The organism is Rhabdobacter roseus (assembly GCF_014202275.1).
Classification (GTDB): domain Bacteria; phylum Bacteroidota; class Bacteroidia; order Cytophagales; family Spirosomataceae; genus Rhabdobacter; species Rhabdobacter roseus.
The window spans coordinates 217,769-244,431 of the sequence record NZ_JACHGF010000006.1; the positions used below are offsets into that span (position 1 = coordinate 217,769).

Consider the following 26,663-nt stretch of genomic DNA (forward strand, 5'->3'; position numbering starts at 1 on the left):
ACTCATTCATCGAAGCTCCACGTATTTGTCTTCCGCTTTGTTTCAAAGTACCTTCCTTCTCTTGCCTTTGTAATCCACGATTTCTACCGACACGACCTGCTCGTCGAGGGCTAGCTGTCGCACCGACTGCGACAAGAACGACGTGCCGTAGGAGAGCTCGCAGCGGCGGGTTCGTCCGTTTTTGAGGCGGAGCAGCGCGTAGGCGTCCTGCGGCTGCACGGGTAGCCACTGGCGCGGGCGGGTAGCCTGACCAAAAATGTGCAACGCGCCCCGGTTTTGGGTAGCTACCACCAGCCTTTGGCCGTTGGCGGCGGGTAGTTGGGCTAGTCCCTTGGCGTTGCCGGGTACGTAGAAGCCGGTGGTGGGATGCGTCAGCGGCTGGAAGTTTCCCTGGCCGTCGCCTTTGAGAAGCAGGCCGTTGGCAGCGTCATAGCGGCCCGTGCTGGTTTCGTTGCCGAAGTCATTGGCCACCAGCAGCACGTCCAGGTTCCCGTCGGCGTCGAAGTCGTCGGCGATCATGCCGTTGATGGGGGCCAGCTGCGCGAGCGTAGGCAGCGCCCGGAGCTCAAACTGCCCGTTGCCCTTGTTTTCGATGTACACCGACGCCAGGTAGTTGGCCTGTAGCAGCAGGGCCTCCTTTCGTTCCTGCTCACTGAATAAATTCTCGAAGGTAGCTTTGGTAAAATCGTCGTAGGTATGAAAACGCGCTCGCATGGGGATCATCTGCTTAATGAGGTCCTCGCGCCCGTGGAAAGGTACCTGCGTAGGCTTGCCCTCCTCGTTGGGGAAGTACACCAACGGGATGGCGTCGTAGCTGCCGTCGTTGTTAAAATCCTTGGCGAGAATGGTCAGCGGGTACTGGTCGGAGGCCCGCATGAGCGCGTTGAGGCCCAGGTTCCCGGCCAGGTAGTCGGTGTCGCCGTCGTTGTCGAAGTCGCCCGCCACCAGGCTATTCCAGAAGCCTTTGTAGCTAGCCAGGTAGGTATTTAGGGATTGGTCGGCTTTAAAAGTACCCTTCTCGTTGCGAAGTATCCGCAGGGGCATCCACTCGCCAGCCAGCAGCAAATCCACCTGGCCGTCGTTGTTGTAGTCGGTCCAGAGTACGTCACAGATGAGCCCGGCCTGCTGAAGCTCCGGCGCTACCTGGGCGGTCACATCCGTAAATTTGGGTTGGCCGGGCGCGGAATCATTCCGTAAAATAAAGCTGTTCACGGGCTTGGGGTACTGGTCGGGCTCCACGCGCCCACCCACGAAAAGATCCAGGTCACCGTCCCCATCAAAGTCGGCAGCCCGCACGCAGGAGGTACTTACCAGCGCGGCGGGCAGGGCCGTTTCGGCCGGGCGGAAGTTGCCTTGGCCGTCGTTGAGGTAGAGGCGGTCCTGGTAGCTGGCGTGGCCGGCGGGGTACTCGTTGCTGCCGCTGGCGATGTAGAGGTCGTTGTAGCCGTCGCCATCGGCATCAAACAGCAGCACGCCCATGTCTTCGGATTCCTTGCCGGGGCCGTCCGAGCCGGGCAGTAGGTCTTTGAGGGTAAAAGAGCCATTTTTTTGCTGAATAAAAAAGCGCCCCTTGTGCTGGCGGGAGCCACCCACGAAGAAGTCATCGAGCCCGTCGCCGTTCACGTCGCCCGCCGCCACGGCGGGGGGGTACTGCGAGAGCTTGTGCGGCAGTAGTTTTTGGCCGTTGAAATCAATGTACTCGGGTTCCTGATGGACCCATTGCACGCCCAGCGAATCCGACAGCTCGCTAAACCAAGGGGTACTTTGGGGAGCTGCGGGCGTGTAGTCTTCGGTGGCGTCCGCCTGATTGACGGTAAGTACCTGGTCAACCGGGACGTTTTTGAGCGTTTGCTGCTTGCCGTTGGGCCAGCGCACGGTTAGCTGTTCCACCACCCGGATGTTTCCCAAACCGAAGTGGGCTACCGGCTCCACGCTCGACAGGTACCCCCGGTAGGGCGAATGCTCGTAGACCTGCTTCATGCCCTTGCCGTAACGAATCTCGACGGTAGCGCCCAGTCCCTGCGTGTTGCGCTGGGTACCTTTAAACTGCACCCGCAGGTAGTTGGCTTTCTCGGGCTTACTTTCCACGAGGTTGTTGCGGTACACAAAAGCCGAGTCGTTGATGTTATTGATCACCAGGTCCAGGTCACCATCGCCGTCCAGGTCGGCGTAGGCCGCGCCGTTGGAAAACGATTCCTGACCCAGTCCCCACAGCTCGGTGGCATTCTGGAAGGTCAGATCGCCTTTATTTCGAAAAGCGTAGTTCTTGATTTTTACGACGGGGAGCTGCTCCAGCATGTAGCTTTTGGAGGCTACCTTGCTGCTCTGGGCCCGAAATTGGGCAAAATCACGGTCCGTTACGTCTTTCGGAAAGCCGTTGGTGACGATGAGGTCGCGCCAGCCGTCGTGGTCGAAGTCGGCCAGGAGCGGCGACCAGCTCCAGTCAGTCTCGGCGACGTCGGCCAGCAGGCCCACGTCGGCAAAGACCGGCTCGTTGGTACCGGGCCGGGGCCCCATGTTGATCTGCATGGTGTTGCGGGCGTACTCGTAGGTATAGCCGTAGAGGTCGTTGTTGAGGTAAGCCTGGTAGCTATTGGGTGGCATGAGCTTCTTCTTGCGTGTGTTGTTGCGCGGCAGCATGTCCAGGACCACCACGTCCATCAGGCCGTCGTTGTTGAGGTCGGCCACGTCGTTGCCCATGGCCGAGTTGCTGGTGTGTTTGAAGTACGCCTGGGCGCGATCGGTGAAAGTACCGTCGCCGTTGTTGATGTACAGCAGATCGTTGGAGAGGTAGTCGTTGGTAATGTAAATATCTTTGAAGCCGTCCTGGTTAAAGTCGGTAATGTTGATACCCAGGCCGTAGCCTTCGATCTGGATACCGGCCTCTTTGGATACATTGGTATACACCGGGTGGCCCAGGGCATCGTTCCAGTCGCAGCGGTAAAGGCGGTCGGTGGTGCCGGAGCTACCGTCACGTAGTTTGGCGTGGTAGAGATTGGGGTACTGCTCGATGACGTCCGTCAATACGTACAGGTCCAGGTCGCCGTCATTGTCGTAGTCAAAAAAAGCGGCGTGCATGGAATGGCCCGTGTCGGCCACACCGTATTCGGCGGCCATTTCTTTAAAGATAGGGGTACCTTGGGCGTCGTTGCCCTGGTTTACAAACAGCAGGTTGGCCCGTTGGGCAGGGGTTTTGAACGTAGTAGCGGACAGGTAAATGTCCATGCGGCCGTCGGCGTTGATGTCTACCAGGCTCACGCCTGAGCACCAGCGGCCCTGGTTGGACAGCCCCGCGGCCTGGCTTACTTCTTCAAACTTCATCGTGCCGCGGTTTAGGTATACGCGGCTATTGACTTGGTTGCCCGAGAACACTACATCGGGCAGGCCATCCCCGTTCAGGTCGGCAATGCCCACGCCCCCGCCGTTGTAGATATACTCGAAGTCGATGATGTTCATCGTATCGTTTTCGGTAATGCGGTTGGCGAAGGCGATGCCGGTTTCTGAAGGGGTAAGCTGGGTAAAGAGGGTGTTCTCCCGACAGGCGGTGAACAGGAAAGTGGCAAGCAGAAAGAGCGGTAGGCGAAGGAAGGGCATAAGTACTTAGGTCATTAGGTTCTGCAAATATAACCGAAAAGGCAAGCCACCTGGCCTGCCTTTTCGGTGTCATTCAAGAATTGGTAGTCTTAGTAGCCAGGATTTTGCTTCAGGATGGTGGGGCCTTCGGCTCCCAAGAGGTCAATTTGATCCTGCGGAATGGGCAGGTACTCATCCTGGTTGTTGGTAAACCGGGCTCCGGCAAACGCGCCGGGTAGGCGGGCGGCTTCGTACGTCAGGTAAGCGTTGAGCGTCGGCTCGGCAATACCCCAGCGCAGCAAATCGTAGAAGCGGTGTCCTTCTCCGGAAAGCTCAAGTTTCCGCTCGAAACGAACAATGTCGCGAGCCGCCGCCTGGTTGGCAAAAGGCGTCGTATAGGTGCTGATCACGTAGTTGGCGGCGGGGGCGCTTCCCTTCATCACGAAACCGGCGGGGTTGGCCGCCCGGGCGCGAACCAGGTTGACGTATTCCCGGGCTTTTTCCAGGCTACCTACCTCAATCTCGGCTTCGGCGGCCATCAAGAGTACATCCGCGTAGCGAATGATGGTCACGTTGAGGGCGGTGTAGCCGGGGGTCCAGGTGCTGTTATCCTGCAAAGAACCTACGTCTGACTTGTAGTAGGTGTACTTCTTAGGCGAGTAGGGGCCACCGTTGGGCTGGTTACGAATCCAGGCAATACCGGGGTGGTCGATCCAGTCGAGGTACGGAATACCCCGGCGTCCGATGGAGTGATCGAGGCGGGGATCGACGGGGCCGGTATCGGGCGTGAAGGGAGCATTCGCGGCTATACCCATGTCGTTTTTAAGCTCATTGGCGGGCGTTCTGTACGAGCCATCCAGCAGGGGCAATCCGTTGGCGGTACGGAACGAGCTCGCCATATCGAAGCTAGGCTGGAAAAAACCGCAGCAGTTACCCGGACCGTCTGGTCCCGTATTGTACGGAAAGTTCAGGTCAAATTCGGGGTTGGCGTTGTTGACGCTACCAGTATTGGCGGCGGCCTGAATGGCAAATACCGACTCGGCGTTGTTGTCATTGGAAGCCTTGAAAATATCGGCATAGCGGGGTACCAAAGCGTATTTTGTGCCTCTGGTGGTGGTTCCGTTTGCAATAATCAGGTCAAACAGCGCTTTAGCCTCAGCGTACTTTTTCTGGTACATGTAGATCTTGGCCAGGTACGAAGCCGCCGCCCACTTATTGGCCCGTCCAACGGAGCTCTGCGTGGCAGGTAAGTTATCGTAGGCAAATTTCATGTCTGCCTCGATCTTAGGCCATAGGTCTACGTTATTAGGTACTTTTTCAATGCCCGTGCCCACGTCGATGGTTTCATCTATGTAAGGAGCATTGTTAAAGTTACGCTTCAACTGGAAGTAGTAATGCGCCCGCAGAAAACGAGCCTCGGCTCCTATGCGAGCTTTATCGGCGTCCGTTACTTCGGCCTGCGCCATGGTAAGTAGGTTCAGCACGTTGTTGGTTCGGGCCACCCCTTCGTAAGTACCTGACCACGCATCCCGTATTACATCCAGGGTCGTTAGCGCTTCAAACCGTTGAATGGGGTTGATGGTTTGGAAGTCACCGGGGTCGGTACCTTTGTTGGCGTCGCCCCCCCGGATACTACCCCACACCCAGTTGGAGGCACTGGCCATCCGGTTGGCCCGGCCGTTGAGCTGCGCGTAGGCCGCGATCAGCGCGCCTTCGAGCCCATTTTTACTCGATAACTGAGCCTGATCCAATTGGCCCGCAGGCAAGATGGTCAGAAAGTCGTCACTACAGGAGTTGGCAAATAGCATCAATGCCAGCATTAGCCCCGTAGCTCCTATGGTTATTAATTTTTTCATATTTTTTTAAAAAAGTTTGTTTTAACGACTTGACGTTAGGATTTTTTAAGAAGCAAATTAGAAACCGAGGTTCAAACCGGCCGTGAAGCTTCTGGTCATGGGGTAGTTTCCTACGTCGATCCCAAAGTTGGTATCCGCGTTTCCGCCTACAGCTGGGTCTAGCCCAGAGTATTTGGTAATGGTGAACAGGTTATTCGTAGAAACAAAGACCCGAAGTTTTGTCATACGCGCTTTGTTCAGCAGATTCCGGGGCAGGGTGTAGCCCAGGGTTATGTTTTGCAGGCGCAGGTACGAGCCGTCTTCTACGTACCAGGAGTTGGCCTGGGTGTTGGTGCTGAAGTTGGAGGCTTTTTCAAAGATCGGGTGGTCCGTATTGGTGTTTTCCGGCGTCCAGGAGTCTTTCACACGGGCGCTGATGGCTGCTCCCGAGAACGAAGGATAGAAATCCGTAAACCACTTCGACTGGTTGAAGATCTTGTTGCCAATGGAGGCGTACAGGTACGTCACCAGGTCAAAATTCTTGTAGTTCAGCGTAAAGTTGAAACCCGTCGTGAACTTAGGTACCGGGCTTCCCAGGTAGGTACGGTCATCGGCATCAATTTTGCCATCTCCGTTGATGTCCGCGTAGCGGAAACGACCAACGCCGTTGGGTACATTTTCTTCGTTAGCATCCTGCGTCCGGGTTACCCCTTCCTGAAAGGGCGCCGCGTCTATTTCAGCCTGGCTCTGGAACAAGCCCAGTACCTGGTAGCCGTAGAAGGAAGATAGGGAGTAGCCGATCTGGTTACGGATGGGGAAAATACCCCGGAAGCCCGGATTGACGGTGGTCAGGTAATCCAAGCCGGGGGCCAGCGAAACAATTTTGTTGTCCAGCAGCGTAACGGTAGCATTCAGCTCGTAGCCCAGGTCAGAGGTAAATTTACCCTTGTTGATTATTTGCAGGTCAATCCCCTTGTTCTGCATCTCACCCACGTTCACCGACGGAGCCGCCGCGCGGTAACCCGCGGTAGCAGTAATAGGTACCTGGAACAACAGGTCGCGGGTATCTTTTTGCCAGAAATCTACGATGATGTCGAGCTTGCCGTTGTAGAAGGTCCCGTCGATCCCGATATTCTTGGTGACGGAGGTTTCCCACTTGGCGTTCGGGTTACCGATCCGGGTACGGTAGTAGCCTTCGGCCACGCTGCTGTTGGTACCGTTGATGTCATACACCGACTCGCCCAGGTTCGTGCCGTAGAGGCTGTACTGGTTATTGGGATCTACGTTGTTGGAGTTACCCATGAGGCCATAGCCCCCACGAATCTTGAGGTCCGTAATCCAGGGGATGCCCTTCATGAATTCTTCGGACGATACGCGCCAGGCGGCCGAGAAGGCCGGAAATACCCCGTACCGGTTGTTTACCCCAAAGCGAGACGAACCGTCGCGGCGGATCACCCCGGTGAGGATGTACTTGTCGTTGTAGATGTAGTTGGCCCGGGCAAACAGCGAAGAGAAGTTAACTCCTCTACCCAAGCCACTACCCACCTGGCGAGAACCTACGGTGTTTAGGTTTACGTAGTTAATGTCCTGCGAGAAGGGGTTAATTCCGTTTCCACTCATGTTCCGGCCCGCACCCGTGTTCAAGGCTTCCTGGCCTACCAGTACTTCCACGCCGTGCAAATCAAAACGCTTCTTGTAAGCAGCGGTATTGGTTAGCGTCCAGCCGAAGCCGTAGCCTGCACCCTCGTTGTAGCTAAAGGCGGAGTTGTTTTCGGAGTTTTCGTACTGACGGCGCGTGTAGCCCCAGTTGTAAAAATTGCCCACGCCACCCGCTACGCTCGAGCGCAGTGTCAGGCCTTCGATGGGCTCGAATTCCAGGTAAAGGTTACCGAAGCCATTGATGCCGAAGCCGCGGTTGTTAATCAACCCATCCCGGTTGGCGACGGGGTTCCGAGGGTTGTTAAAACCGGCGGCCACTGTACCGGCGTAGCCCCCGAACTCATCGTATACTGGGATAATAGAAGGCATCCGGAAAGCCTGTAGGATGTCGTTTTCGTCCGCCGCTACGCCCTGTCCATTGGCTGCACCACCCTGGCCAAGTACCGACCGGTACGTAAACTGGATGTTCTCCCCGAAGCGAAGGTTTTTCAGAATGTCAAACTCGGAGTTGGTACGGATGGTGTACCGCTTGAAGCTATTATTGAGCAGGATTCCCTGCTGGTCTTGCGCACTGAAGCTAATGTAGTAACGGCTGTTCTCACCACCGCCCGAAAAACCCAGTGTGTGACGCATCAGGGGAGCTACCCGCGTAATGGCGTCGTACCAGTCGGTACCTTGTTTGTTGGCCCGAATCACCTGGTACACCGCGCCCGCATCGGGATTTACGTTGTAACGTTCTCTCTCAGCCGCCAGATCAACGTTTCCAGTCACACCAGAGCGCGAACCTACCCGTAGGAAGTCAGGAATCACGGGTGTAGTACCGTTGCCAAACTGGGGGTGTTGGTAGTCGGGTTGTCTTCCTTCCTGCATGGCGGCATGTTTCTCGGCCATCCAGGTCCATTGGGCAAACTCGGTAGGATTAAGCATATCCTGGCCTCGGCCGGGATCCGTGAGGCCGTACATGCCATCGTAGGTGATACTCAGTTTTTTAGCTCCTTTAAGTCCCTTTTTGGTGGTGTATACAATCACCCCGTTGGCTGCGCGAGCTCCGTAAATGGAAGCCGCTGCCGCATCTTTCAACACAGTGGTAGACTCAATATCGTCAGGGCTTAAAAAGTCCGTATTGTCCGTGGGTACCCCGTCCACGATGTACAGCGGGTTGTTACCACCAAAAGCACCAAAACCCCGTACGCGAATCTGACTGGCCGTTCCGGGCTGACCGTTGGTAATAACCGTTACCCCAGCTACCCTCCCCTGGAGCTGTTGTTCTACGTTACCCGACGGTGTTACGGTCAAATCCTTGGATTTAACGGTCGATACGGCACCGGTGGTTTCCCGGCGGCTATCCACCGAGTAACCCGTTACAATCACCTCTTCCAGGTTGGATATATCATCATTTAAAGTAATGTTGATGGTACTTTGGTTTCCAACCGTTACCTCCGTGGACTGGTAGCCCACAAAGCTGAACACCAGCACGTCGTTTTCCGACTGTACGCTGATGGCAAAATTTCCTTCACTGTCCGTAGAAGTTCCCGTTTGGGTACCCTTTACCACCACCGTGGCACCAGGGACGGCCTGTTGGTCAGAAGAACCAATGACCCGGCCCGTAACTCTTCGGGCTTGGCCGAGGGCCAATTCCTGAAAAGCTACCGTAATGAGCAGCACCAAAATGGTACTACGGAAAACCCAGTAGATTTTTGTTTTCATAAAAAGATTGATTAGGTTGATTGATTTAAAGGGAGGTTTTATTGAGAGTAAAATCCGGGGAGAAACCTGATGTGAAAGACAACAAAAAAAACACCAGATGGACATTATTCTAAATAATCCCAACAGGGTACAAATTTAACACTTTTATTGATTAATATATTCTAACTTTAACACTAGATTATCCAAAAGTGGTATTATTGTGTCAGTATTAATATATTTTTTTTGAACCTGCGGGGGAAGTGGTACTTAGTGCGTAAAGCCAATTAATGCCAGCATACGACCGGTTATCCCTTTTTCAAAGCGGTGCGAAAAATAGTCGTGGTTGTGAAGAACTGTAGAATAGGACGAAACCTCGATATGAGTCGGTAATACTCCCGCGGCCAAAAGCTGAGACTGGTTGGCGGCTTTAAGGTCGATGAAATACTTTTGGGTACCGGGTTCAAAGCGCTGGTATGCAAGGGCAAAGTGTTCGGCTACTTCGGGGCCTACTTCAAAGGAACATTCGTCGATGCATGTACCTATATACGCCCGGCAGTTTGCCGGGTCGGTACCCCATTCCTGGCGCATCCGGGCCAGGGTTTTGGCTACTATTTGCTGGCAAGTACCCCGCCAACCCGCATGAACGGCGGCAACGGCTTTCCCGACCGGGTCGTAGATCAGCACCGGCGTACAGTCGGCCACGTTCACTGCCAAAAAAAGGTTGGCCTGGCGGGTGATGAGGGCGTCGAAGCCCTGGTAGTGGCCAGGCTCGGTTGGACAAAGTACCTCCGCGCCATGTACCTGATAGGTCGTCACGACCTGCGCGGCCGCAATGCCCAGGCTATCCCAGAACCGGCGTCGGTTTTCGGCCACGTTTTGGGCGTCGTCGGCGGTGGAAAGGCCCAGGTTGAGGGAGGCGTACGGGGCCGGACTCACGCCCCCGTGCCGGGTACTTTCGGCGGCTACCAGCGCCGGAAAATCAGCGAATACAGCGGGGCTACGAAACAAAGGGGCAGCAGGGAAAAGAGGCGCAGACATAGCGAAAAAGTTACTTAAGTATATTACTTTTACTAAATCAATTCAAAATCAAAAAGTTATATCCTAGACTGAAAGAAATCTACTATGCTCATGCGCACCCTGGCGTGGGGGGTACTTTGGTTACTTTTCATGAATAAGCTCTACGGCCAAGCCTATAATCTGGTGGGCGATGCCGTGGCGTACGGAGAAGATTGCTACCGCCTTACCGACGATGTACCCTGGCAAAACGGAGCCGTGTGGTATGCCGACAAGCTCTCCATCGCGTCGTCGTTTGAGCTGGAATTTACTATGAATTTTGGCAATCACAATAGCAATGGGGCGGATGGCATAGTACTGGTGCTACAGACACAGGGCAACAGAGCGCTCGGAAACCCCGGTCAGGGCATTGGTTTTAAGGGCTTTGCGCCGTCGCTAGGGATCGAGTTTGATACGCATCGCAACACCGACGAGCAAGATCCTACCTACGACCACCTAGCGCTGGTACAGGATGGCATCATCAACCACCAGAGTCCCCAAAACCTGGCGGGACCCGTGCCGGCCTCGGCCCTGAGCGATAACATCGAAGACGGCCGGGATCATCTGGTACGAGTCAGGTGGGACGTTACCAGCCAGGTACTTGACGTGTACTTCGATTGTGCGCTTCGCCTCAGCAGCCGGGTGGACATGGCGAGCATCTTTGGCGGGCAGCAGGAAGTATGGTGGGGCTTTACGGGTGGTACCGGCCAGCTCAGCAACACACAGCGCGTTTGCCTGCGCAAAGACATCGTGGTGCGCGATACCTTTGAAATCTGCCCGGGAGAAGCCGTGCAGCTGGTAGCGCGCAGCTCGCCCAGCAACCAGTACAGCTGGAGCCCGGCGGGACTGGTCAATTCCAGCACCATTCAGAACCCGCTGGCGCGGCCTACGCAGGACCAGCTGTTTGTAGTAACCTACCAGGACTACTGCGGCAGGCTGGTGCAGGATAGCGTTTTTGTGCAGGTAGCCCAGCCTTTCTCGCTGGATTTGGGCGAGAAGCGGGTCTTTTGCGGGGAGAACAGCTGGGAGCTGGTACCGGAAGTATCGGCCGCCGACCCGGCCCTGAAGCTACACTACCGATGGTCCACGGGCGACACGCTGCCGACCATTTTGCCGCAGACGGCAGGCTGGTACCAACTGACTCTCCGCGCCGACGCCTGCTATATCACCGACTCCGTCGAGGTAGTTCTTTATCCCGCCGACCACGAAAGTACCCTGCCAAGTACCTTTCACTGCTTTTATGAGGATGCCCTGCAATTATCCTCGGCCCTCGCGGAAGAAAGGCAGGACTATTATTGGCCCCACTCGGAGGAAACCGCGGCGGCGGTTTACGTGAGCCGGGGCGGTGAGTACGAGCTTATAAGTACCAATCGCTACGGTTGCCGGTTTCGGGAGACATTCGTCGTGGATGAGCAATGCCCGGCTCCTCCCGTGGCACCGGAGGCATTTACGCCCAATGGCGACGGCCACAATGATCTGTTCAGGATTATCAGCAGGCGGGCTATCGACCTGCGCTGGATGGTCTACGACCGCTGGGGCAACGTCATCTTTGTGGGGAATGGCCAGGAAGCAGGCTGGGACGGCTACTACCAAGGGGTACTTTGCCCGCCCGGAGCCTACCCCTGGAAAGCCAACTACCGTCCTCTGGGCAAAACCCAAGACGCCTTTTCAGAGAAAAGAGGCGTGGTATGGCTGATCCGCTAGCTGTCCTTATGGGCTTTCTCGTCCCGGGTTTCTTCCTGTATTTTTTCTTCGGCCAGTTGCTGGTCTTCGGCGTCAGCCTGGGGTTTTTCCTGCTGAGCGGCTACTTCGGGCTCGTAGTACAGCTCCACCCACATCGGGAAGTGGTCGGAGCCGAAGTAGGGCAGGCGGCGGATAGCGCCCAGGCGCCAATGTTCCGAGCAAAAAATGTGGTCGAGCGGATAGCGCAGAAAGGGGTACTTGGCGTGAAAAGTATTAAAAAATCCGCGCCCGCGGCGGGGGTCCAGCAGCCCGCTGATCTTCTGAAAAAGCCCGGTGGTGTAGCTCCAGGCCACGTCGTTGAGATCACCGGCTACCACCACCGGCAGGGTCGACTCCTTGGCCATTTTACCCACCAGCAGTATTTCAATGTCACGCTCGGTGGAGCGGGGGTTTTCGTTGGGGACGGGCGGGGTAGGGTGAATGCAGTAAAACTGCACGCGCTCGCCCGAAGGCAGCTCTACCTGCGCAAAAATGGAAGGGATATCGTCCTCCACCAGGAAATGTACCTGGGATTCGTGCAGTTCGTAGCGCGAGAGCAGCACCAGGCCGTAGGTGTTTTCCTGAGGTACTTCCACCCGGTAGGGGTACTTTTCGTGCAGCGGCCGAAAGGAATCTACCCAGGTTTGGTTGGTTTCGGACACCACCACCACGTCGGGCTGCTGCCGGACGATCATTTGTACCAATTTATCAGTATGTATATTTTCCTGAAATACGTTGGCGATCATGATGCGCAGGCACCTGGCAGAATCCGCTTTGGTCGGAGCCTTTACCTGTATCCGGGCCACCGGCAGAAAAGGATAAACCTGATAGCTCAGGTAGACCAGATTGATAAGTAGCGCTCCGGCAAACCCCAAAGGGACATACTCGCTCAGATCCAGAAAAAAAACGGTAGCTACCAGCGTAGCAGCGGTGAGCAGCCACTTCTGTAAGCGGGGGTACTCAAATACCCGGAAGGCCCAGTAGTCGCTTTGAATAAGGGGCATCAGACTAGCCAAAAAAAGGAAAGTACCTACCGTATAAATAATAGCCGGGGCAATCATAGCGAAAAATAGTTGAGCCAGGGAGCTGTCTTAAAAAGAATTAGCAGGAAGGCGCATGGATAGCAGCCGTTTTTTTATACTGGCGCAAATCTAGGGTTTTTGGGTACTTTTAAAATAGGATACCTGAACAAATCCTTAATTTAGGCGCTTAATAGTACGTATTCAAACGAAAAGCTATGCCCGAGACCTCCGAGAACAAAGCGGAAAAGTATTTGGATCTAGGCCACACCGAAGCCGAAAACCACGCCAAGGCGCAGGAAAAACTTTACGAAGAGCACGTCGAACGGACTACCTCGGTCACGCGGGTACTTTCCGAATTTTTCAAGACTAACCTGCTGGGCTTTACCATTCATTACCTAAAAAGTCGGTTTGGACCACGGCATCCCTACCAGGCCTATCCCCGCTACGGCGACAGCGGCGTGTACCAGATGCAGTCTTCCATTCCCACCCGCGAGGCAATCAGCGTGGCCCTGCTCTCCGACTGGGGCAGCGACACCGACGAGTCTGATGCGGTGGCGCACCTGGTAGCCCGCTACGCGCCGGATTACAGCGTTCACCTGGGGGATGTGTACTTTGTAGGTACCCCAAAAGAGGTGGAAGAAAATTTTACGGCCCCGCACGCTTCCTGGTACTACGGGGCCTCGGGCAGCCTGGCGCTCTCGGGCAACCACGAGATGTACTCCAACGGCGACGCGTTTTTTCAGCAGCTACTGCCCGCCATGTACGTGTGCGAAGGCGAAGTACGCAAAACCCAGCAGGCGGGTTTTTTCTGCCTGGAAAACGATCACTGGCGGGTTATTGGCCTCGATACGGGCTACACCTCCGTGGGGCGGCCGTTCCTGGAGGTACTTTCCCCGCCCGACTGCCACCTCCGCACCGAGCAGCTCGACTGGCTCCGCGACGTGGTGCGCCTGGGCGACCCTACCGACCAGCGCGGAATTGTGTTCCTGAGCCACCACCCCAACGTCTCGTCCTTCCGCGATGATTACTTCAAGCCGGGCGAGCAGCTGTGCGAGCTCCTGGGCGAGGCCGACCGCCCCGTGGTGTGGTTTTGGGGGCACGACCACCGGCTCGTCGTGTACCATATGGCCCAAAACCGGAAAGGTGTGCGGGCCTTTGGGCGCTGCATTGGGCACGGCGGCATGCCCGTCGAAACCCGCTTGCCCAAAAAGGCCACTGATACGGAGAAAATCATGTACTATGACCGGCGGATTCGGAAAACCATCGGACGCCATACGCTGGGGTACAATGGGTTTGTGCTATTGCATTTCCGGCAGGAGAAGCTCGTGGCCGAGTACCGCGACCTGGAAGATACCCGGGTGCTGGAAGAGGAGTGGGTGGTAGATACAAAAAATGGCCAACTCGACTGGAACGTAACCTACGCCCTGCCCGAATTGACCATTCGTACCTAAGTAAGCAAAAGATCAGTGGTGCTCTTCGTGGGAAGACTTACCCGAAAAATAGCTGGTAAAAATGACCGTAAGGCCCAGGAAACCCACAATAAAAACGAATAGATCGCCAAAAACAGCCAGAATGGCCAAAAGAAACAAATAAATGCCAATGTTTGCCCAAGAGGGTAGCTCGTTCGATTCGGTATGTGAAGACGGAGTCATAAGTCTTGAATGGATTTGGAATACAATGAATTCGGGGCGAAAATAGTAAAAATCGGGCAGATCGGATCGCGCAGATCGCATAAAAATCTCTTTTATTTTACAACCAGCAGACCATGAATACGCCCTTCCTGATCGGGATCGATATGGGTACGACGAACGCCAAGGCCATAGCCTGTGACAAAGCAGGCAACCTGCTGGCTACCCACAGCGTGGGCTACTCAGTCCAGTACCCCCAGCCCGACTGGGCCGAGCAGGACCCCGACGAAATCGTGGCGGCGGCCTTGGAGTGCATCCATAAGGTATATAGTACCACAAAGTCGTACGGTCCGTTGCTGGGTATTTCGTTTAGCTCGGCCATGCACAGCCTGGTAGCGCTTACAGAGCAGGGGCAGCCGCTCACGAAGCTCATCATCTGGGCCGACAACCGCAGTGCGGACATCGCTGACGCCCTACGCCCCACCGCCATTGGTAAAGAAATGTACCGGCGCAACGGCACGCCCATCCACGCTATGACACCCGCCTGCAAGCTGCGGTGGCTCCATGAGCACCAGCCGGTCGTTTTTCGGCGGGCGGCAAAGTTTGTGGGGATCAAAGAGTACCTTTTTTATAAGCTCACGGGCAAGTACCTCATTGACTACTCGGTGGCGTCGGCTACGGGGCTGTTTAACATCCGGGAGCTCCGTTGGGACGCCTGGACCCTGGACCAACTCCGACTGGAGATCAGTCAGCTTTCGGAGCCTGTTTCACCTTTTCACGTGCAGGAACTTCCGTCCAGCGAGGTACTTTCGCTCCCGGCCGGTACGCCCCTGGTGATTGGTGCCAGCGACGGCTGTTTGGCTAACCTAGGGAGCGGTGCTACCGACCCGGGTACTATGGCCATCACCATAGGTACCAGCGGCGCGGCCCGAATCAGTGCCCCGCGGGCCTACTCCGACGATCAGATGCGTACTTTTTGCTACCTGCTGGAGGAGCAAACCTATATCATCGGGGGAGCTACCAATAACGGGGCCATTATTTTTCAGTGGCTCAAGGATACGTTCTTTGCCAACGAAACCTACGAGCAGGTATTTGCCCGGGCTGAGGCCATCGAGCCGGGGGCCGATGGGCTGGTTTTTCTGCCCTACTTACTTGGAGAGCGCGCTCCCCTGTGGGACTCGCACGTACGAGGAGGCTTTGCGGGACTGGGCATCCGGCATACGCAGGCGCACTTTGTGCGGGCGGTGATGGAGGGGATCATCCTGAACCTGTACAGCATTGGCAAAATTCTGATGGAACAGCAACCCATCCATACCGTCTACGCCAACGGGGGCTTTACCCAAAGTACCACCTGGGTACAGCTCCTGGCCGATGTATTCGGTAAACCCATTGCGCTGAACGAAACCGCCGAAACGGGTGCAATGGGGGCCATGATGATGGGCCTCAAAGCGCTGGGGCACATTCGGGAGTACGACGAAGTACCCCAGTTTACGCCCGTCGCGCGCACGGTAGAGCCTAATTGGATGCGCCACCGCGGCTACCAGCTACTGGCCGCGCGTTTTGAGCAGTGGGTGAAAACCGTGACCAGGGAGTACCCAAGTACCCTTTAAATGGTGGGGCGGGAGCGAATGGAGTAGCCTCTTTTGCGGTAATATTCTAAATAAGTGACCGGCAGGGATACGAGATATGAGTAGAAACTCGCTGGCGTTTGTGGTTCTCGGAACGACAGTAGCCACGCAGCTATTGTCAGTTCATAGCAACATGCCAGCCTCCGGGGATATACTCATCATAACCAAATTAAATGCAAGGTAGAGATAAAGATCAGAACGTAGAGATGAACAACCTTAATGCCGGTATTAATGCCGGTATTTTAGAAAAATGCCCGTCACGGGTGAAAAGCCCAACATCATATATTCTGCAGATAGCTGCTATCCAGATGTCATTCTCTGGGATTGGTGAACCTATGTCTTTGAGGTATTTTTTGATGTCGGAATATTCTGCCGCCACAGGCTCTATTGTATCAAGTATTTGACATTAATGGGCAGGTAAACTAGGTCAAACTGTCTTAAAGGGCTGATAGTTAACTCATTGTTGTTGAGGACTTCAATAGCAATGTTTGTATCTAATGCTATATTACTCAATTCCAGTCACCGTCTATTTTATTGAACTCTTCATTTATGATCTGGGTAATTTCCTGAGTATCTTCGTTATCAATCGTCCCTGCTAAGGCCAATACTTCATCAACATTGCTCTTACGCGGCATGTTGGCTTTTAGCAGCCTTAGGAAATCATAAAGCTGAGTCTGTAAGTAGCTGTTCTCGGAAATAAGGGCTACATCACGCTGTATTTGTTCTTGTATGGTCATTCCTCTAACTGCCGGTTGGATTTCAATGCTACTATAACGTATTTCTATTTTTAACCCGTTCAACATAGCGTAGTTTCCAAAACTACGTCTTTGAGTGAGTTACTCTCCAAAAATCTCACCGCCACGCGACTTTCGACCCGTGGCGGCGAGAATATTGCTATTATTCTTCTAAATACTCTACTTCTTCGACATCGACCAGGGTACATCGTTGAGGCCGGTGCCCCACTGCTGGCTGGGCTGGCTTCCCAGCTCAAAGGTAAAAGTACCCCCTTTCTGAATATCGAAATGATCCAGGTAGGTTTTCGTGTAGGGCTTGCCGTTGAGGTTGGTCTTTTGAATGTACAGGTTAGTTTCGCTGTTTTTGGGCGCTTCCAGCGTAAATTTCTTGCCGTTTTCGAGCGTCACCGTCGCTTTTTTGAACAGCGGCGTACCGAGTACATACTGCGTAGTACCGGGCGTAACGGGGTAAAAACCCAGGGCTGAGAATACGTACCAGGCCGAGGTCTGGCCGTTGTCTTCGTCGCCGCAGTAGCCGTCGGGCGTGGGCTGGTAGAGGCGCTGCATCACCTGCCGTAGCCAGTACTGGGTTTTGTGAGGCGCTCCGGCGTAGTTGTAGAGGTAGATCATGTGCTGGATTGGCTGGTTGCCGTGGGCGTACTGCCCCATGTTCATGATCTGCATTTCCCGGATCTCGTGGATCGGGAAGCCGTAGTAGCTGTCGTCGTAGACGGGCGGAAGCGTAAAGACCGAATCCAGCTTTTGTACAAACGCCTCGCGCCCCCCCATGAGCTCGGCCAGGCCGTGTACGTCCTGAAACACCGACCAGGTGTAGTGCCAGCTGTTGCCTTCGGTAAAGGCGTCGCCCCACTTGAAGGGGTTGAAGGGTTTCTGGAAAGTACCATCCTGGTTTTTGCCACGCATCATTTTCGTTTCCGGGTCGAAGAGGTTCCGGTAGTTTTGGCTGCGCTTCCGGAACATGTCTACCTCCGCCTGCGGGCGTTTCAGGCCTTGGGCTAGCTGCGCGATACAGAAATCGGCGTAAGCGTACTCGAGCGTACGGGCCGCATTTTCCCGGATCTTCACGTCGTAGGGTACGTAGCCCAGCTCGTTGTAGTACTCGTGCCCGAAGCGCCCCACGGAGCTCACGGGCCCGGCGTTTTCGGTGTTTTTAAGTACGGCTTCGTAGAGCTTGTTGACGTCGTAGCCGCGGATGCCTTTCACGTAGGCATCGGCGATGAGCGAGGCCGAGTTGGAACCAATCATGCAGTCGCGGTGGCCGGGGCTGGCCCATTCGGGCAGGAAACCGCTCTCGTCGTAGGCGTTGGCCAGGCCTTCCATGATCTGAGCGTCGAGGGTAGGGTACATGAGTGCAAAGAATGGGAACACCGCCCGGAACGTATCCCAGAATCCATTGTCCGTGAACATATAGCCCGGGCGTACCTCGCCGTTGTAGGGGCTGTAATGGACGACTTTGCCGTTGGCGTCGAGCTCGTAAAATTTCCGGGGAAACAAAAGTACCCGGTACAGGCAGGAGTAAAACGTACGCGTTTGGGCTTCGGTACCTCCTTCAACGACCAGGCGGGATAGTTCTTTCTGCCAGCTGGCATGGCCTTTCTGCCGGGTTTGCTCAAAGCTATCGGTACCGAGCTCCTGGGCCAGGTTGCGCTCGGCCTGTTCGTGGCTGATAAACGACGACGCTACCCGGATCCCCACCTGCTCGCCGCGCTTGGTCTTGAAGCCCACCACGGCCCCCACGTGGTCGGCGCGGTACTCCAGCGTATCCTTGGCCAGCTGCTTTCCATGCCAGGTACTTTGGAAGCTAAAGGGTTTGTCAAAAACCAGCACAAAATAATTTTTAAAGTTGGCCGGAACCCCGCCGCTGTTTTTGGTCGTATATCCAATAATCTTGCGCTCGGCGGGAAGTACCTTCACGTAGGAGCCCTTGTCGAAGGCATCAAGTACCACGTAGGCGCTGTCGGTTTGGGGGAAGGTGATCCTGAACTGCGCGGCGCGCTCGGTAGGGGCTATCTCCGTGGTGACGTCGTGGTCGGCCAAGTACACTTTGTAGTAGTGTGGTTTTACGGTTTCAGCTTTGTGCGAAAACCACGACGCCCGGCTGTTTTCGTCAAAGCGGAGGCGGCCCGTGACGGGCATGATGGCAAACTGGCCGTAGTCGTTGATCCAGGGACTGGGCTGGTGGGTTTGTTTGAAGCCCCGGATTTTCTCGGCGTCGTAGGTGTAGCCCCAGCCGTCGCCCATCTTACCGGTTTGAGGCATCCAGAAATTCATGCCCCAGGGCAGCGCAATGGCCGGGTAGGTATTGCCCGCCGAGAGGCTAAACTTGGATTGGGTACCCATCAGCGGATTTACCCAGTCGACGGGGTCAGGGGTACTTTGGGCCCGCAAAGAGGTACTTGCGACACAAAGCAACAGAAGACGAAAAAATAGGCTATTCATAACAAAAAAAGCGGGTAGTTAAAAGATGGAAATGGTACTTGTGCGCGGGCGAACGGCAGTCTGGTAATTTAGCGAGATAACATGATGACTTATCAAGAAAATCGAGCTTTTGACGCAGAAACGTCTACCTTTAAACCATTGAATCACTAAAATCATACGGGCTGTGAATGGTAGTTATTCACAAAGTAATATCTTTGTTGTTAATTTCAGTGACAAGTGAGTTTGCCTGGTACGGGCTACAACCAAAACAGTTGGAAGCATTAGAGCAAGCTTACTTTTACTCAACGTTATGCGAAAATTCCTACTTAAAACAAGATACTGGTCGGTCATTGGAATTGGTTTGGGGCTGCTTCTGCTACTAGGGGTGCAATATATCACTTTTCGTAGTATACGAGACCTGAACAATCATAACCAGTGGGTAAATCATACGTTTGATGTGATCAACCTTACCAACGAACTAGAGCTCGCGACCAAAGAATTGCAGTCTAGTTTGAGGGGGTACGTACTTACGGGTAAGGAGTCGCTGCTGATTACCAATTCGCGGGCTGAACAACGGGCCAAGATGCTCAGTGATACGCTTTTAAGTATGGTCGAAGACAATCCCGTACAAAACAGTAAGGTGCAAGGCCTCCTGCAGCTGACCCATCAGAGCATCAACTATTCCAACGAGGTGATCAGCCTCTACGAAGCACAGGGATACGAGGCGGCCGTTCAGAATATTCGGGAGGGTTTTGGGATTGAGCTCAGCAATAAAGTACGTACCCAGATCAAGGAAATCGATGAGTACGAAAGTCAGCTCCTTCAGGAACGGAAAGATACCCTGGCCCGGGCTCAGCAGAGTACCGAACTATTGGCGAACGGCACCAACGCCATCGCGATCCTGTTGACGGTCCTGGCTCTGTATTTCATGCGCATCGATATTCGCAAGCGCGAAAACCTGCGGCGAAAGTTGAAAGAAAGGGAGCAAATTCTCAACCAGTACCTGGAGGCCATTCCGGACGGCATCATCGTGGTAGATCCTGACCAAAGGGTCGTTTTCCTGAACCACTCCGGGAAAGCCATTTTGGGGACCAACCACCATCCTGAGCATGAGGAATTACAGCTATCGGAGCTGGTAGGTTCGCTAAATTTTCAGACAACAGCTGGCAAAACCCCTTACGATCCGGAAAATTTGCCCCTGAAGCGAGCTTTGAAAGGTACCCGAAGCCAAACCCAGGATATCCTTTTTACCAAAGAAGACCAATCGGTAAACCTGGGTAGCAGCGCCGAACCTATTTTTGACACAGAAGGCCAGGTGGCCGGAGCCATTTCGGTTTTTCGGGATATAAGCCTACAGGTAGCCTACGAAACCGAGCTGGAGAAAGCCCGAAAACTGGCGGAGCAGTCGGTACGGGTGAAAGACGTGTTTTTGTCCAATGTGAGCCACGAAATCAGGACTCCCCTTAACGCCATCATTGGTTTTACCAATTTGCTGGAAGAGGAAGTTCGGGAAGAAAAAAGCCACAACTACGTAAAGTACATCCAGCTGGCCAGCAAAAACCTACTGGAGCTCATTAACGATATTCTGGATTCATCCAAGATCGAGGCCGAGCAGCTGCAGCTCGACAAACTACCTACCTCCATTCATGATCTGGTGGAGTCGGTGTCGGTGATTGTGATGCAGCGCGCGCAGGAAAAAGGCGTTCAGTACGAAAGGTACCTCGACCCGCAACTACCCCCCGTCGTAGAGACCGACAAGCTAAGGCTCAGCCAAATCCTCCTGAATCTCTGCGGCAATGCGGTGAAGTTTACGGAAAAAGGTACCGTGAAGCTATCCATCACGGCCTTGCCTCCGGCCGCTTCCGAAAGTGCTACGGAACGAACCATCCGGTTTGTGGTGACTGACTCGGGCATAGGGATACCCGATGAAAAACTACACAGTGTCTTTGAACGCTTTGTGCAGGCTTCGGAGGATACTACCCGCAAATTTGGCGGGACGGGCCTGGGGCTTTCTATCGTGAAGTCGTTGGTACAGCTCTTGGGTGGTACCATCAAAGCCGAAAGCCAGGTGGGCACCGGAAGTACGTTTACCATGGACATTCCGTTCCGGGTACTTGACGAAAGCGACCTGGAAAGGCGCGATACCCAGCGCCCGGCCAATGGCGGTGCCCGGTTGAGCAGCTCCTTGCGGATTCTGGCCGCCGAGGATAATACCTTAAATCAAAAGCTATTGACGGCCTTGTTTGAACGCATGGGTATTACCATTACCCTGGTAAGCAACGGTCTGGAAGCGCTGGAGTGCCTACGCAAAAAGGAGTTTGACATTGTGCTGATGGATCTGCAAATGCCGGATATGGACGGCTACACGGCCATTCGCCAGATCCGCAACTCGCTGGAGCTGTCGGTACCCATCATCACCATGACCGCCCACGCCATGATCGGCGAGCGGGAAGAATGCCTTCGGATTGGAGCCAATGACTACATCTCGAAACCATTCAAAGAGTCGGAGCTGGTGGCTACGATCCTGAGACTCACCGAAGGCAAAGTACCCCCTGAGCTTGAGCCGAACCAGCAGGCAGACGCTCCGGCGGATGTGCCGGGTAGTTTACTCGACCTCAGGTACCTGGGGGAAATATCGGGCGAAGACGATGAGCTGCTGAATGAATTGATCAACCTGTTTGAGGAAGACTACCCCCTGCGCCTGCGCCAGATCGGGGAAGCGTATTCGGAGCAACAATGGGAGCTCTTGCGCGCAGAAATTCATAAATTTCGGTCGTCGCTTCACTCGGTGGGCATGCTCGCTACCGCCGACCGCTACAAGGCCATCGAAATAGCCCTGACGCAGAAAAATACAACGGCCGATCTGGGAGAAATACTGAACTCACTCCGAGTAGAAGTAGAGCGAGCCGCCCTTGAATTAAGTGAAGCCCGTAATTTGTACAAAATACGCTGATGAAATGAAAGCAGCCTATTTACCCTCCAACGAAGAAGAAAGACTAAATGCTTTGTTTGGGTACCAGATTCTGGACACCTTACCCGAGCAGGATTTTGATGATATAACCCGAATTGCCTCTGAGATTTGCCAGACTACCATTTCGTTGATCTCGTTGGTGGATAAGGACCGGCAGTGGTTTAAAGCTAAACAGGGGCCCATAGAAGATCCCGAGACGCCGCGTGAGCAATCGTTTTGCGCCCATGCCATCCTGAATCCATTGGAAGTAATGATTGTGCCGGATACCGCTCAGGACGAACGCTTCTTCGATAACCCCCATACTATAGGTTTTCCTTATGTTCGTTTTTACGCGGGCGTGCCTTTGGTCACCTACGATGGCTACGCGCTGGGCTCACTCTGCGTCATTGACCAAGTACCCCGGGAGCTATCACCCACTCAAATAGAAGCTTTACGTGCGCTAAGCAAGCAGGTAATCAGCCAGTTCGAACTACGTAAAAAAGCCAAAGAGCTGGAAGAAATACAGTTGAAGCTCGTAGCGATGAATTACGAGCTGCACCTGGCCAAGCAAAAGGCTGAGGAGACCGACCAGGCCAAGTCTGCGTTTTTATCGGTGATGAGCCACGAAATCCGGAATCCGTTGCACGCGGTACTGGGCTATACCACGCTGCTGCTGGAAGAAGATCCACGGGACGATCAGTTGCCTTCGCTGAAGGTACTTAAGTTCTCGGGCGAAACGCTCCTGGCGCTGGTGAATGACATCCTGGACATCAACAAGCTGGATGCCGGGAAAGTGGTGCTAGAAGAAATACCCTTCAGCCTGCGCGAGCTGCTCGAAAACTCGGTGCGAGCCAATATGCACCGGGCCCGCGAGCGGGATAATACCCTGGAATGCCATTACGACGAATCCATACCCGAGCAGGTACTGGGCGATCCGGTGCGTTTACTGCAAGTCGTTACCAACTTGCTTTCCAACGCCGTAAAATTCACCGAAAACGGGCGTGTGACTATATCGGCCAAGGTACTTCGGCAAAACCCGTCGGAAGTGGCCCTGCTCCTTCGGGTATCGGACACCGGCATTGGTATTCCTGCTCATGCGCTCGGTACCATCTTTGAGGAATTTGCCCAGGCCTCTACGGCCATCAACCGCGAATTCGGCGGGACCGGACTGGGGCTTTCCATTACCCAGAAGATACTGGCCTTGTACGACAGTAAAATTCAGGTAGAAAGCCAGCTCGGAGTCGGTACCACGTTTTCGTTTGAGCTCACGCTGCGGAAAGCCCTGCCCGCTACTACGCAAGCGATGGCTTTGGAAGAAGTGGATTTGAGCGGGTATAAGGTACTGGTGGTGGATGACACCGAAATGAACCTCAAACTGCTGGGACATAACCTCCGTAAAAAAGGCATGGACGTAGCTACTTTTTCCTCGCCTTTTGAGGGGCTGGAAGCGGCCCTAAGCCAAGCGTACGATATTGTTCTGCTGGATCTTCAAATGCCCGGCATGACGGGTTTTGAGCTCAGTCGCCGGATTCGGGAAGCGGAGCTGCAGGTACCTATCATCGCGCTCTCCGGCGACAATAGCCTGGAGACCGCCCGGCTGGTGCAAGACTCCGGCATGAATGGCTTCCTTTCCAAACCCTACGTGATGAGCCATCTCTACCAGCTCCTGGTACTAAATCTGGTGCTTTCTTAACGAAACTCCCTAAGTACCTCTTTGGGAGCGAATGCCCTAGGCGTGCTCAGGCCTGTTGTGTATGCCCTCCTGGATTTCCTCGATCATTTTTTGACTAAACGCCGGTAGGTCATCCGGTTTACGGCTGGTCAGGAGCCCGTTGTCCACCACCACATCCTGATCCACCCAGTTGGCTCCCGCATTTTCAAAATCTTTCCTTAGCGACGGGTAGGACGTCAGCTTCCGTCCGCCCACTACTTCGGCGTCGATAAGAATCTGGGGCCCGTAACAAATGGCCGCTACGGGCTTGCCGGCTTCCGCAAAGGCCTTTACAAACTCCACGGCCCGCGTATTTTCCCGGAGCAGATTCAGGCTCATGACTCCACCGGGCAGCAGCAGGGCGTCGTAGTAGTCGGCCCGGGCGTGCTCTAAAGGTACGTCTATCTCGAACATCTCGCCCCAGTCTACGTTGTTCCAGCCTTTCACAACCGTGCTACTAGGCGACACAATGCTAGCGGGCGATACAATATGTGTTACGGCCCCGTTTTCATTCAATACCAGGCGGGGCTCGGTCATCTCCACTTGTTCAAAGCCATCGGTGATCAGAATCGCCACCTTTTGACCATTTAATTTAAGTTCCATGGTACGTATAAGGGTTAGGAATTTTTGGGAAAGTAAAAGAAAGGTACCTAAAAGTATACCACTGGTAAAAGAGGAATTTTTGAAGATATAATGTAAAAAAATGGGAAATTTTACGTAGCATTTTGGCTACACATGCTGACCAAAAGGGATAGAAAAACGGGAGGCATGCTTTATAAATGCAGTGCCTCCCGGTACTTAACGGAGTACGTTATATTAAGCGTGCTGGGCTTCGTGAACGCCCTCCCGAATCTCTTCGATCATTTTGCGGTTGAAGGCCGGAATGTCGTCCGGCTTGCGGCTGGTTACCAGGCCCTGGTCGGTTACTACCTCTTCGTCTACCCAGTGAGCACCGGCGTTTTTAAGGTCCGTCTTCACCGACGGATACGAGGTTAGCTTCCGTCCCCGGACCACGTCGGCCTCGATGAGTACCTGTGGGCCGTGGCAAATGGCCGCTACGGGCTTGCCGGCCGCAAAGAAATCACGTACGAATTGCACCGCTTTTTTATCGGCGCGGAGCTTGTCGGGGTTCATCACGCCGCCCGGTAGTAGCAAAGCATCATACTGCTCGCAGGTCACTTCGTCGACCGTTTTATCTACCTGAAAAGAGTCGCCCCAGTCGGTTTTATCCCAGCCCTTGATGGTACCTTTTTCGGGACTAATGATATGGGTTTCGGCTCCCTGGGCTTCCAGGGCTTTTTTAGGCTCGGTCAATTCTACCTGTTCAAAGCCGTTCGTGGCCAGAATCGCTACTTTTTTTTCTTTCAACTTCGTTTCCATAACTCACGTTCTGTTTATTGCTTTCGATTGATTTTCAACGATAACCCATGGGTAAAAACGACATTCCAAGCGGATAGCCGGGCCTTTTACGTGGGTAAACCGGGCAGGAATTCCTCGCTCTGTTGGGTAGGCTACGCAGGTATACTTATTTATACAAGCGCCTATCTTCATGACCGTTAGTTATTCGGATAAGAGAAGACGCGCTGGCCAACATTTCCTAAGCCAGATTGCGGCATCCATGGTCTCTTTGGGGAAATTTTCGTCAATGTACTTAGCTATCCGGGCACAAGCTAGGGTACGTATATGCTGGTTACTTATTACGTATAATGGTCTAATGTATTGTCTGTAAGTGTCTTACTATTAGGCAAATGGAATTGCCTACGCCGCCGGGAAAAGCAGGCCTGAGTAGGCCAGGGTAGGTACGTTCCCCACCCCAGAGGCACTATTTTTTAGCGATTGGCGCTCTAAATCAATCTTTTATTTTACAAACTCAACACTAAAACGCTTATGAGAAGGATCGTATTGATGGGAGTGTGCGTCATGCTGCTGGCCAGCGGTTGTAACAACGACAACAACGACGGTGGTGATGATATATCGCCCGACCGGCGGGTCACCGCTACGCTGAATGGTACCTCGGCCGTGCCTACCAATACCTCGGCGGCTATGGGCGCGGTGGATGGTAATTACAACGAAGCCACCAACATCCTACGGCTCAACGTAACCTACCAGGATAGTATGATGGTGGGTGATACCCTGACGGGAGACAGCCTGATGGCTTTTGTGCCCACCGGCTGGCACATTTATAAATCAGCGGCCGCCAACGAGCTGGGAGAGTCTATGTTTGACTTGGGAAGTACCTTTTCCTCGCCTTACCAGTACACGGATACCCTGACCGAAGCGCAGGAACGTGACTTGCTGGATGGCCTTTACTACCTGAACGTACATACCGCCGCCTACCCGGAAGGAGAAATCCGGGGGCAATTACGCGTGGAGTAATCTAAGGGTAAGTTACTGAGATTTAAATCTTTAAGTTTGATTAAAGTACCTTTAAAAAGGGCTGCTCCCACAACGGGGCAGCCCTTTTTAATCAAGTACCTGCCATAGCATATTTTAATTCCGGGGGCCACGCAACCTACGGCTCAGAAAGTACGTATACACGAGCAAACCAAGCTGGTTTAAAAATAAACTCTAATAACATTCAATAGTATGAAAACGTATGTACTGGTAGGAATCGCCCTGGTAGGGTTGCTGATGGGCGGCTGCAAAGACAAAGAAGAGGTTTCGCCGGAGGTGAAAGTGATGGCTACGCTGTCAGGTGCCTCCGAAGTACCTGCCAACACCTCAACGGCCACGGGTAAGGCAGAAGGTACCTTCAACAACGAGACAAAGGAACTCAAATTGACGGTGACGTACCAGGGTATTACGCCGGTAGCCTGGCATATTCACAAAGCAGCAGCAGGTACCAATGGCAGTGTGTTGTTTGACTTTGGAACGGCCTTTAGCTCGCCCTTTAACTACTCGACTACGCTTACCGCCGAGCAGGAGGCCGACCTGAAGGCAGGCTTATACTACGTGAATATACACTCCGCTACGTACAGAGCGGGTGAGATACGCGGCCAACTTGGCGTAGCACCTTAACTAAA

At 54.0% G+C, this 26,663-nt stretch carries 18 protein-coding genes; 7 read left to right on the forward strand and 11 right to left on the reverse strand.

Translation table 11 applies throughout. From position 1 onward, the window contains the following. Nucleotides 1-42 precede the first annotated feature (42 nt). From HNQ92_RS18815 to pgeF, 4 genes are all read right to left on the reverse strand, one after another. Nucleotides 43-3,594 (reverse strand): VCBS repeat-containing protein, encoded by a 3,552-nt coding sequence (locus HNQ92_RS18815; RefSeq protein ID WP_184176090.1) that lies wholly within the window; start codon nt 3,592-3,594, stop codon nt 43-45. Between the two features lie 89 nt (nt 3,595-3,683). Then, on the reverse strand, nt 3,684-5,429 hold the full coding sequence (locus HNQ92_RS18820; RefSeq protein ID WP_184176092.1) for a RagB/SusD family nutrient uptake outer membrane protein: 1,746 nt from the start codon (nt 5,427-5,429) through the stop codon (nt 3,684-3,686). 57 nt (nt 5,430-5,486) lie between these two features. Then, nucleotides 5,487-8,774 (reverse strand): SusC/RagA family TonB-linked outer membrane protein, encoded by a 3,288-nt coding sequence (locus HNQ92_RS18825; protein ID WP_184176094.1) that lies wholly within the window; start codon nt 8,772-8,774, stop codon nt 5,487-5,489. A gap of 246 nt (nt 8,775-9,020) precedes the next feature. Then, nucleotides 9,021-9,791, reverse strand: a complete 771-nt coding sequence (gene pgeF / locus HNQ92_RS18830; protein WP_184176096.1) for a peptidoglycan editing factor PgeF — start codon at nt 9,789-9,791, stop codon at nt 9,021-9,023. Nucleotides 9,792-9,875: 84 nt separating this feature from the next. On the opposite strand from pgeF, the gene HNQ92_RS18835 reads away from it, so the two are divergent. Further along, entirely contained in the window at nt 9,876-11,510 is a 1,635-nt protein-coding gene (locus HNQ92_RS18835; protein WP_184176098.1) for a lectin-like domain-containing protein, read from the forward strand. Here HNQ92_RS18835 and HNQ92_RS18840 read toward each other — a convergent pair. Beyond that, a complete protein-coding gene (locus HNQ92_RS18840) occupies nt 11,507-12,589 on the reverse strand; it encodes an endonuclease/exonuclease/phosphatase family protein (RefSeq protein WP_184176100.1) in 1,083 nt (360 codons plus the stop codon). The two genes, HNQ92_RS18835 and HNQ92_RS18840, sit on opposite strands and share 4 nt — an antisense overlap. Nucleotides 12,590-12,765: 176 nt before the next feature. Between HNQ92_RS18840 and HNQ92_RS18845 the strand changes: the two genes are divergently transcribed. Continuing rightward, the gene (locus HNQ92_RS18845; protein WP_184176102.1) at nt 12,766-14,001 is read left to right on the forward strand and encodes a metallophosphoesterase family protein; all 1,236 of its coding nucleotides are present in this window, start codon (nt 12,766-12,768) and stop codon (nt 13,999-14,001) included. Between the two features lie 12 nt (nt 14,002-14,013). Here HNQ92_RS18845 and HNQ92_RS18850 read toward each other — a convergent pair whose 3' ends face one another. Beyond that, a complete protein-coding gene (locus tag HNQ92_RS18850; RefSeq protein ID WP_184176104.1) occupies nt 14,014-14,202 on the reverse strand; it encodes a hypothetical protein in 189 nt (62 codons plus the stop codon). A 113-nt stretch (nt 14,203-14,315) separates the two neighbouring features. On the opposite strand from HNQ92_RS18850, the gene HNQ92_RS18855 reads away from it, so the two are divergent. Further along, nucleotides 14,316-15,788 carry a gluconokinase gene (locus HNQ92_RS18855; protein WP_184176106.1) on the forward strand — a complete coding sequence of 491 codons (1,473 nt, stop codon included), beginning with the start codon at nt 14,316-14,318 and terminating at the stop codon, nt 15,786-15,788. 211 nt (nt 15,789-15,999) lie between these two features. Here HNQ92_RS18855 and HNQ92_RS29205 read toward each other — a convergent pair whose 3' ends face one another. The 3 genes from HNQ92_RS29205 to HNQ92_RS18870 all read right to left on the reverse strand — a co-directional run bounded on the left by HNQ92_RS29205 (nt 16,000) and on the right by HNQ92_RS18870 (nt 19,000). After that, nucleotides 16,000-16,185, reverse strand: coding sequence for a PIN domain-containing protein (locus HNQ92_RS29205; protein WP_184176108.1), 186 nt, complete (start codon nt 16,183-16,185; stop codon nt 16,000-16,002). Nucleotides 16,186-16,315: 130 nt separating this feature from the next. Then, nucleotides 16,316-16,543 carry a hypothetical protein gene (locus tag HNQ92_RS18865; RefSeq protein ID WP_184176110.1) on the reverse strand — a complete coding sequence of 76 codons (228 nt, stop codon included), beginning with the start codon at nt 16,541-16,543 and terminating at the stop codon, nt 16,316-16,318. Nucleotides 16,544-16,720: 177 nt separating this feature from the next. Next, nucleotides 16,721-19,000, reverse strand: coding sequence for a GH92 family glycosyl hydrolase (locus tag HNQ92_RS18870; RefSeq protein ID WP_184176111.1), 2,280 nt, complete (start codon nt 18,998-19,000; stop codon nt 16,721-16,723). Between the two features lie 289 nt (nt 19,001-19,289). Here HNQ92_RS18870 and HNQ92_RS18875 point away from each other — a divergent pair, with 289 nt between their 5' ends. Beyond that, nucleotides 19,290-21,932: a response regulator gene (locus HNQ92_RS18875; RefSeq protein WP_184176114.1), complete on the forward strand. Its 2,643-nt coding sequence runs from the start codon at nt 19,290-19,292 to the stop codon at nt 21,930-21,932. Nucleotides 21,933-21,936: 4 nt separating this feature from the next. Then, a complete protein-coding gene (locus tag HNQ92_RS18880; RefSeq protein WP_184176116.1) occupies nt 21,937-23,622 on the forward strand; it encodes an ATP-binding protein in 1,686 nt (561 codons plus the stop codon). Nucleotides 23,623-23,658: 36 nt separating this feature from the next. Here HNQ92_RS18880 and HNQ92_RS18885 read toward each other — a convergent pair whose 3' ends face one another. Both HNQ92_RS18885 and HNQ92_RS18890 read right to left on the reverse strand, forming a co-directional pair. Next, entirely contained in the window at nt 23,659-24,243 is a 585-nt protein-coding gene (locus tag HNQ92_RS18885; RefSeq protein WP_184176118.1) for a type 1 glutamine amidotransferase domain-containing protein, read from the reverse strand. A gap of 213 nt (nt 24,244-24,456) precedes the next feature. Then, nucleotides 24,457-25,020: a type 1 glutamine amidotransferase domain-containing protein gene (locus tag HNQ92_RS18890; protein ID WP_184176120.1), complete on the reverse strand. Its 564-nt coding sequence runs from the start codon at nt 25,018-25,020 to the stop codon at nt 24,457-24,459. Nucleotides 25,021-25,527: 507 nt separating this feature from the next. On the opposite strand from HNQ92_RS18890, the gene HNQ92_RS18895 reads away from it, so the two are divergent. Both HNQ92_RS18895 and HNQ92_RS18900 read left to right on the forward strand, forming a co-directional pair. Next, nucleotides 25,528-26,016 (forward strand): CHRD domain-containing protein, encoded by a 489-nt coding sequence (locus HNQ92_RS18895; protein ID WP_184176122.1) that lies wholly within the window; start codon nt 25,528-25,530, stop codon nt 26,014-26,016. A 210-nt stretch (nt 26,017-26,226) separates the two neighbouring features. Then, a complete protein-coding gene (locus HNQ92_RS18900; protein ID WP_184176124.1) occupies nt 26,227-26,658 on the forward strand; it encodes a CHRD domain-containing protein in 432 nt (143 codons plus the stop codon). Nucleotides 26,659-26,663: the final 5 nt, after the last annotated feature.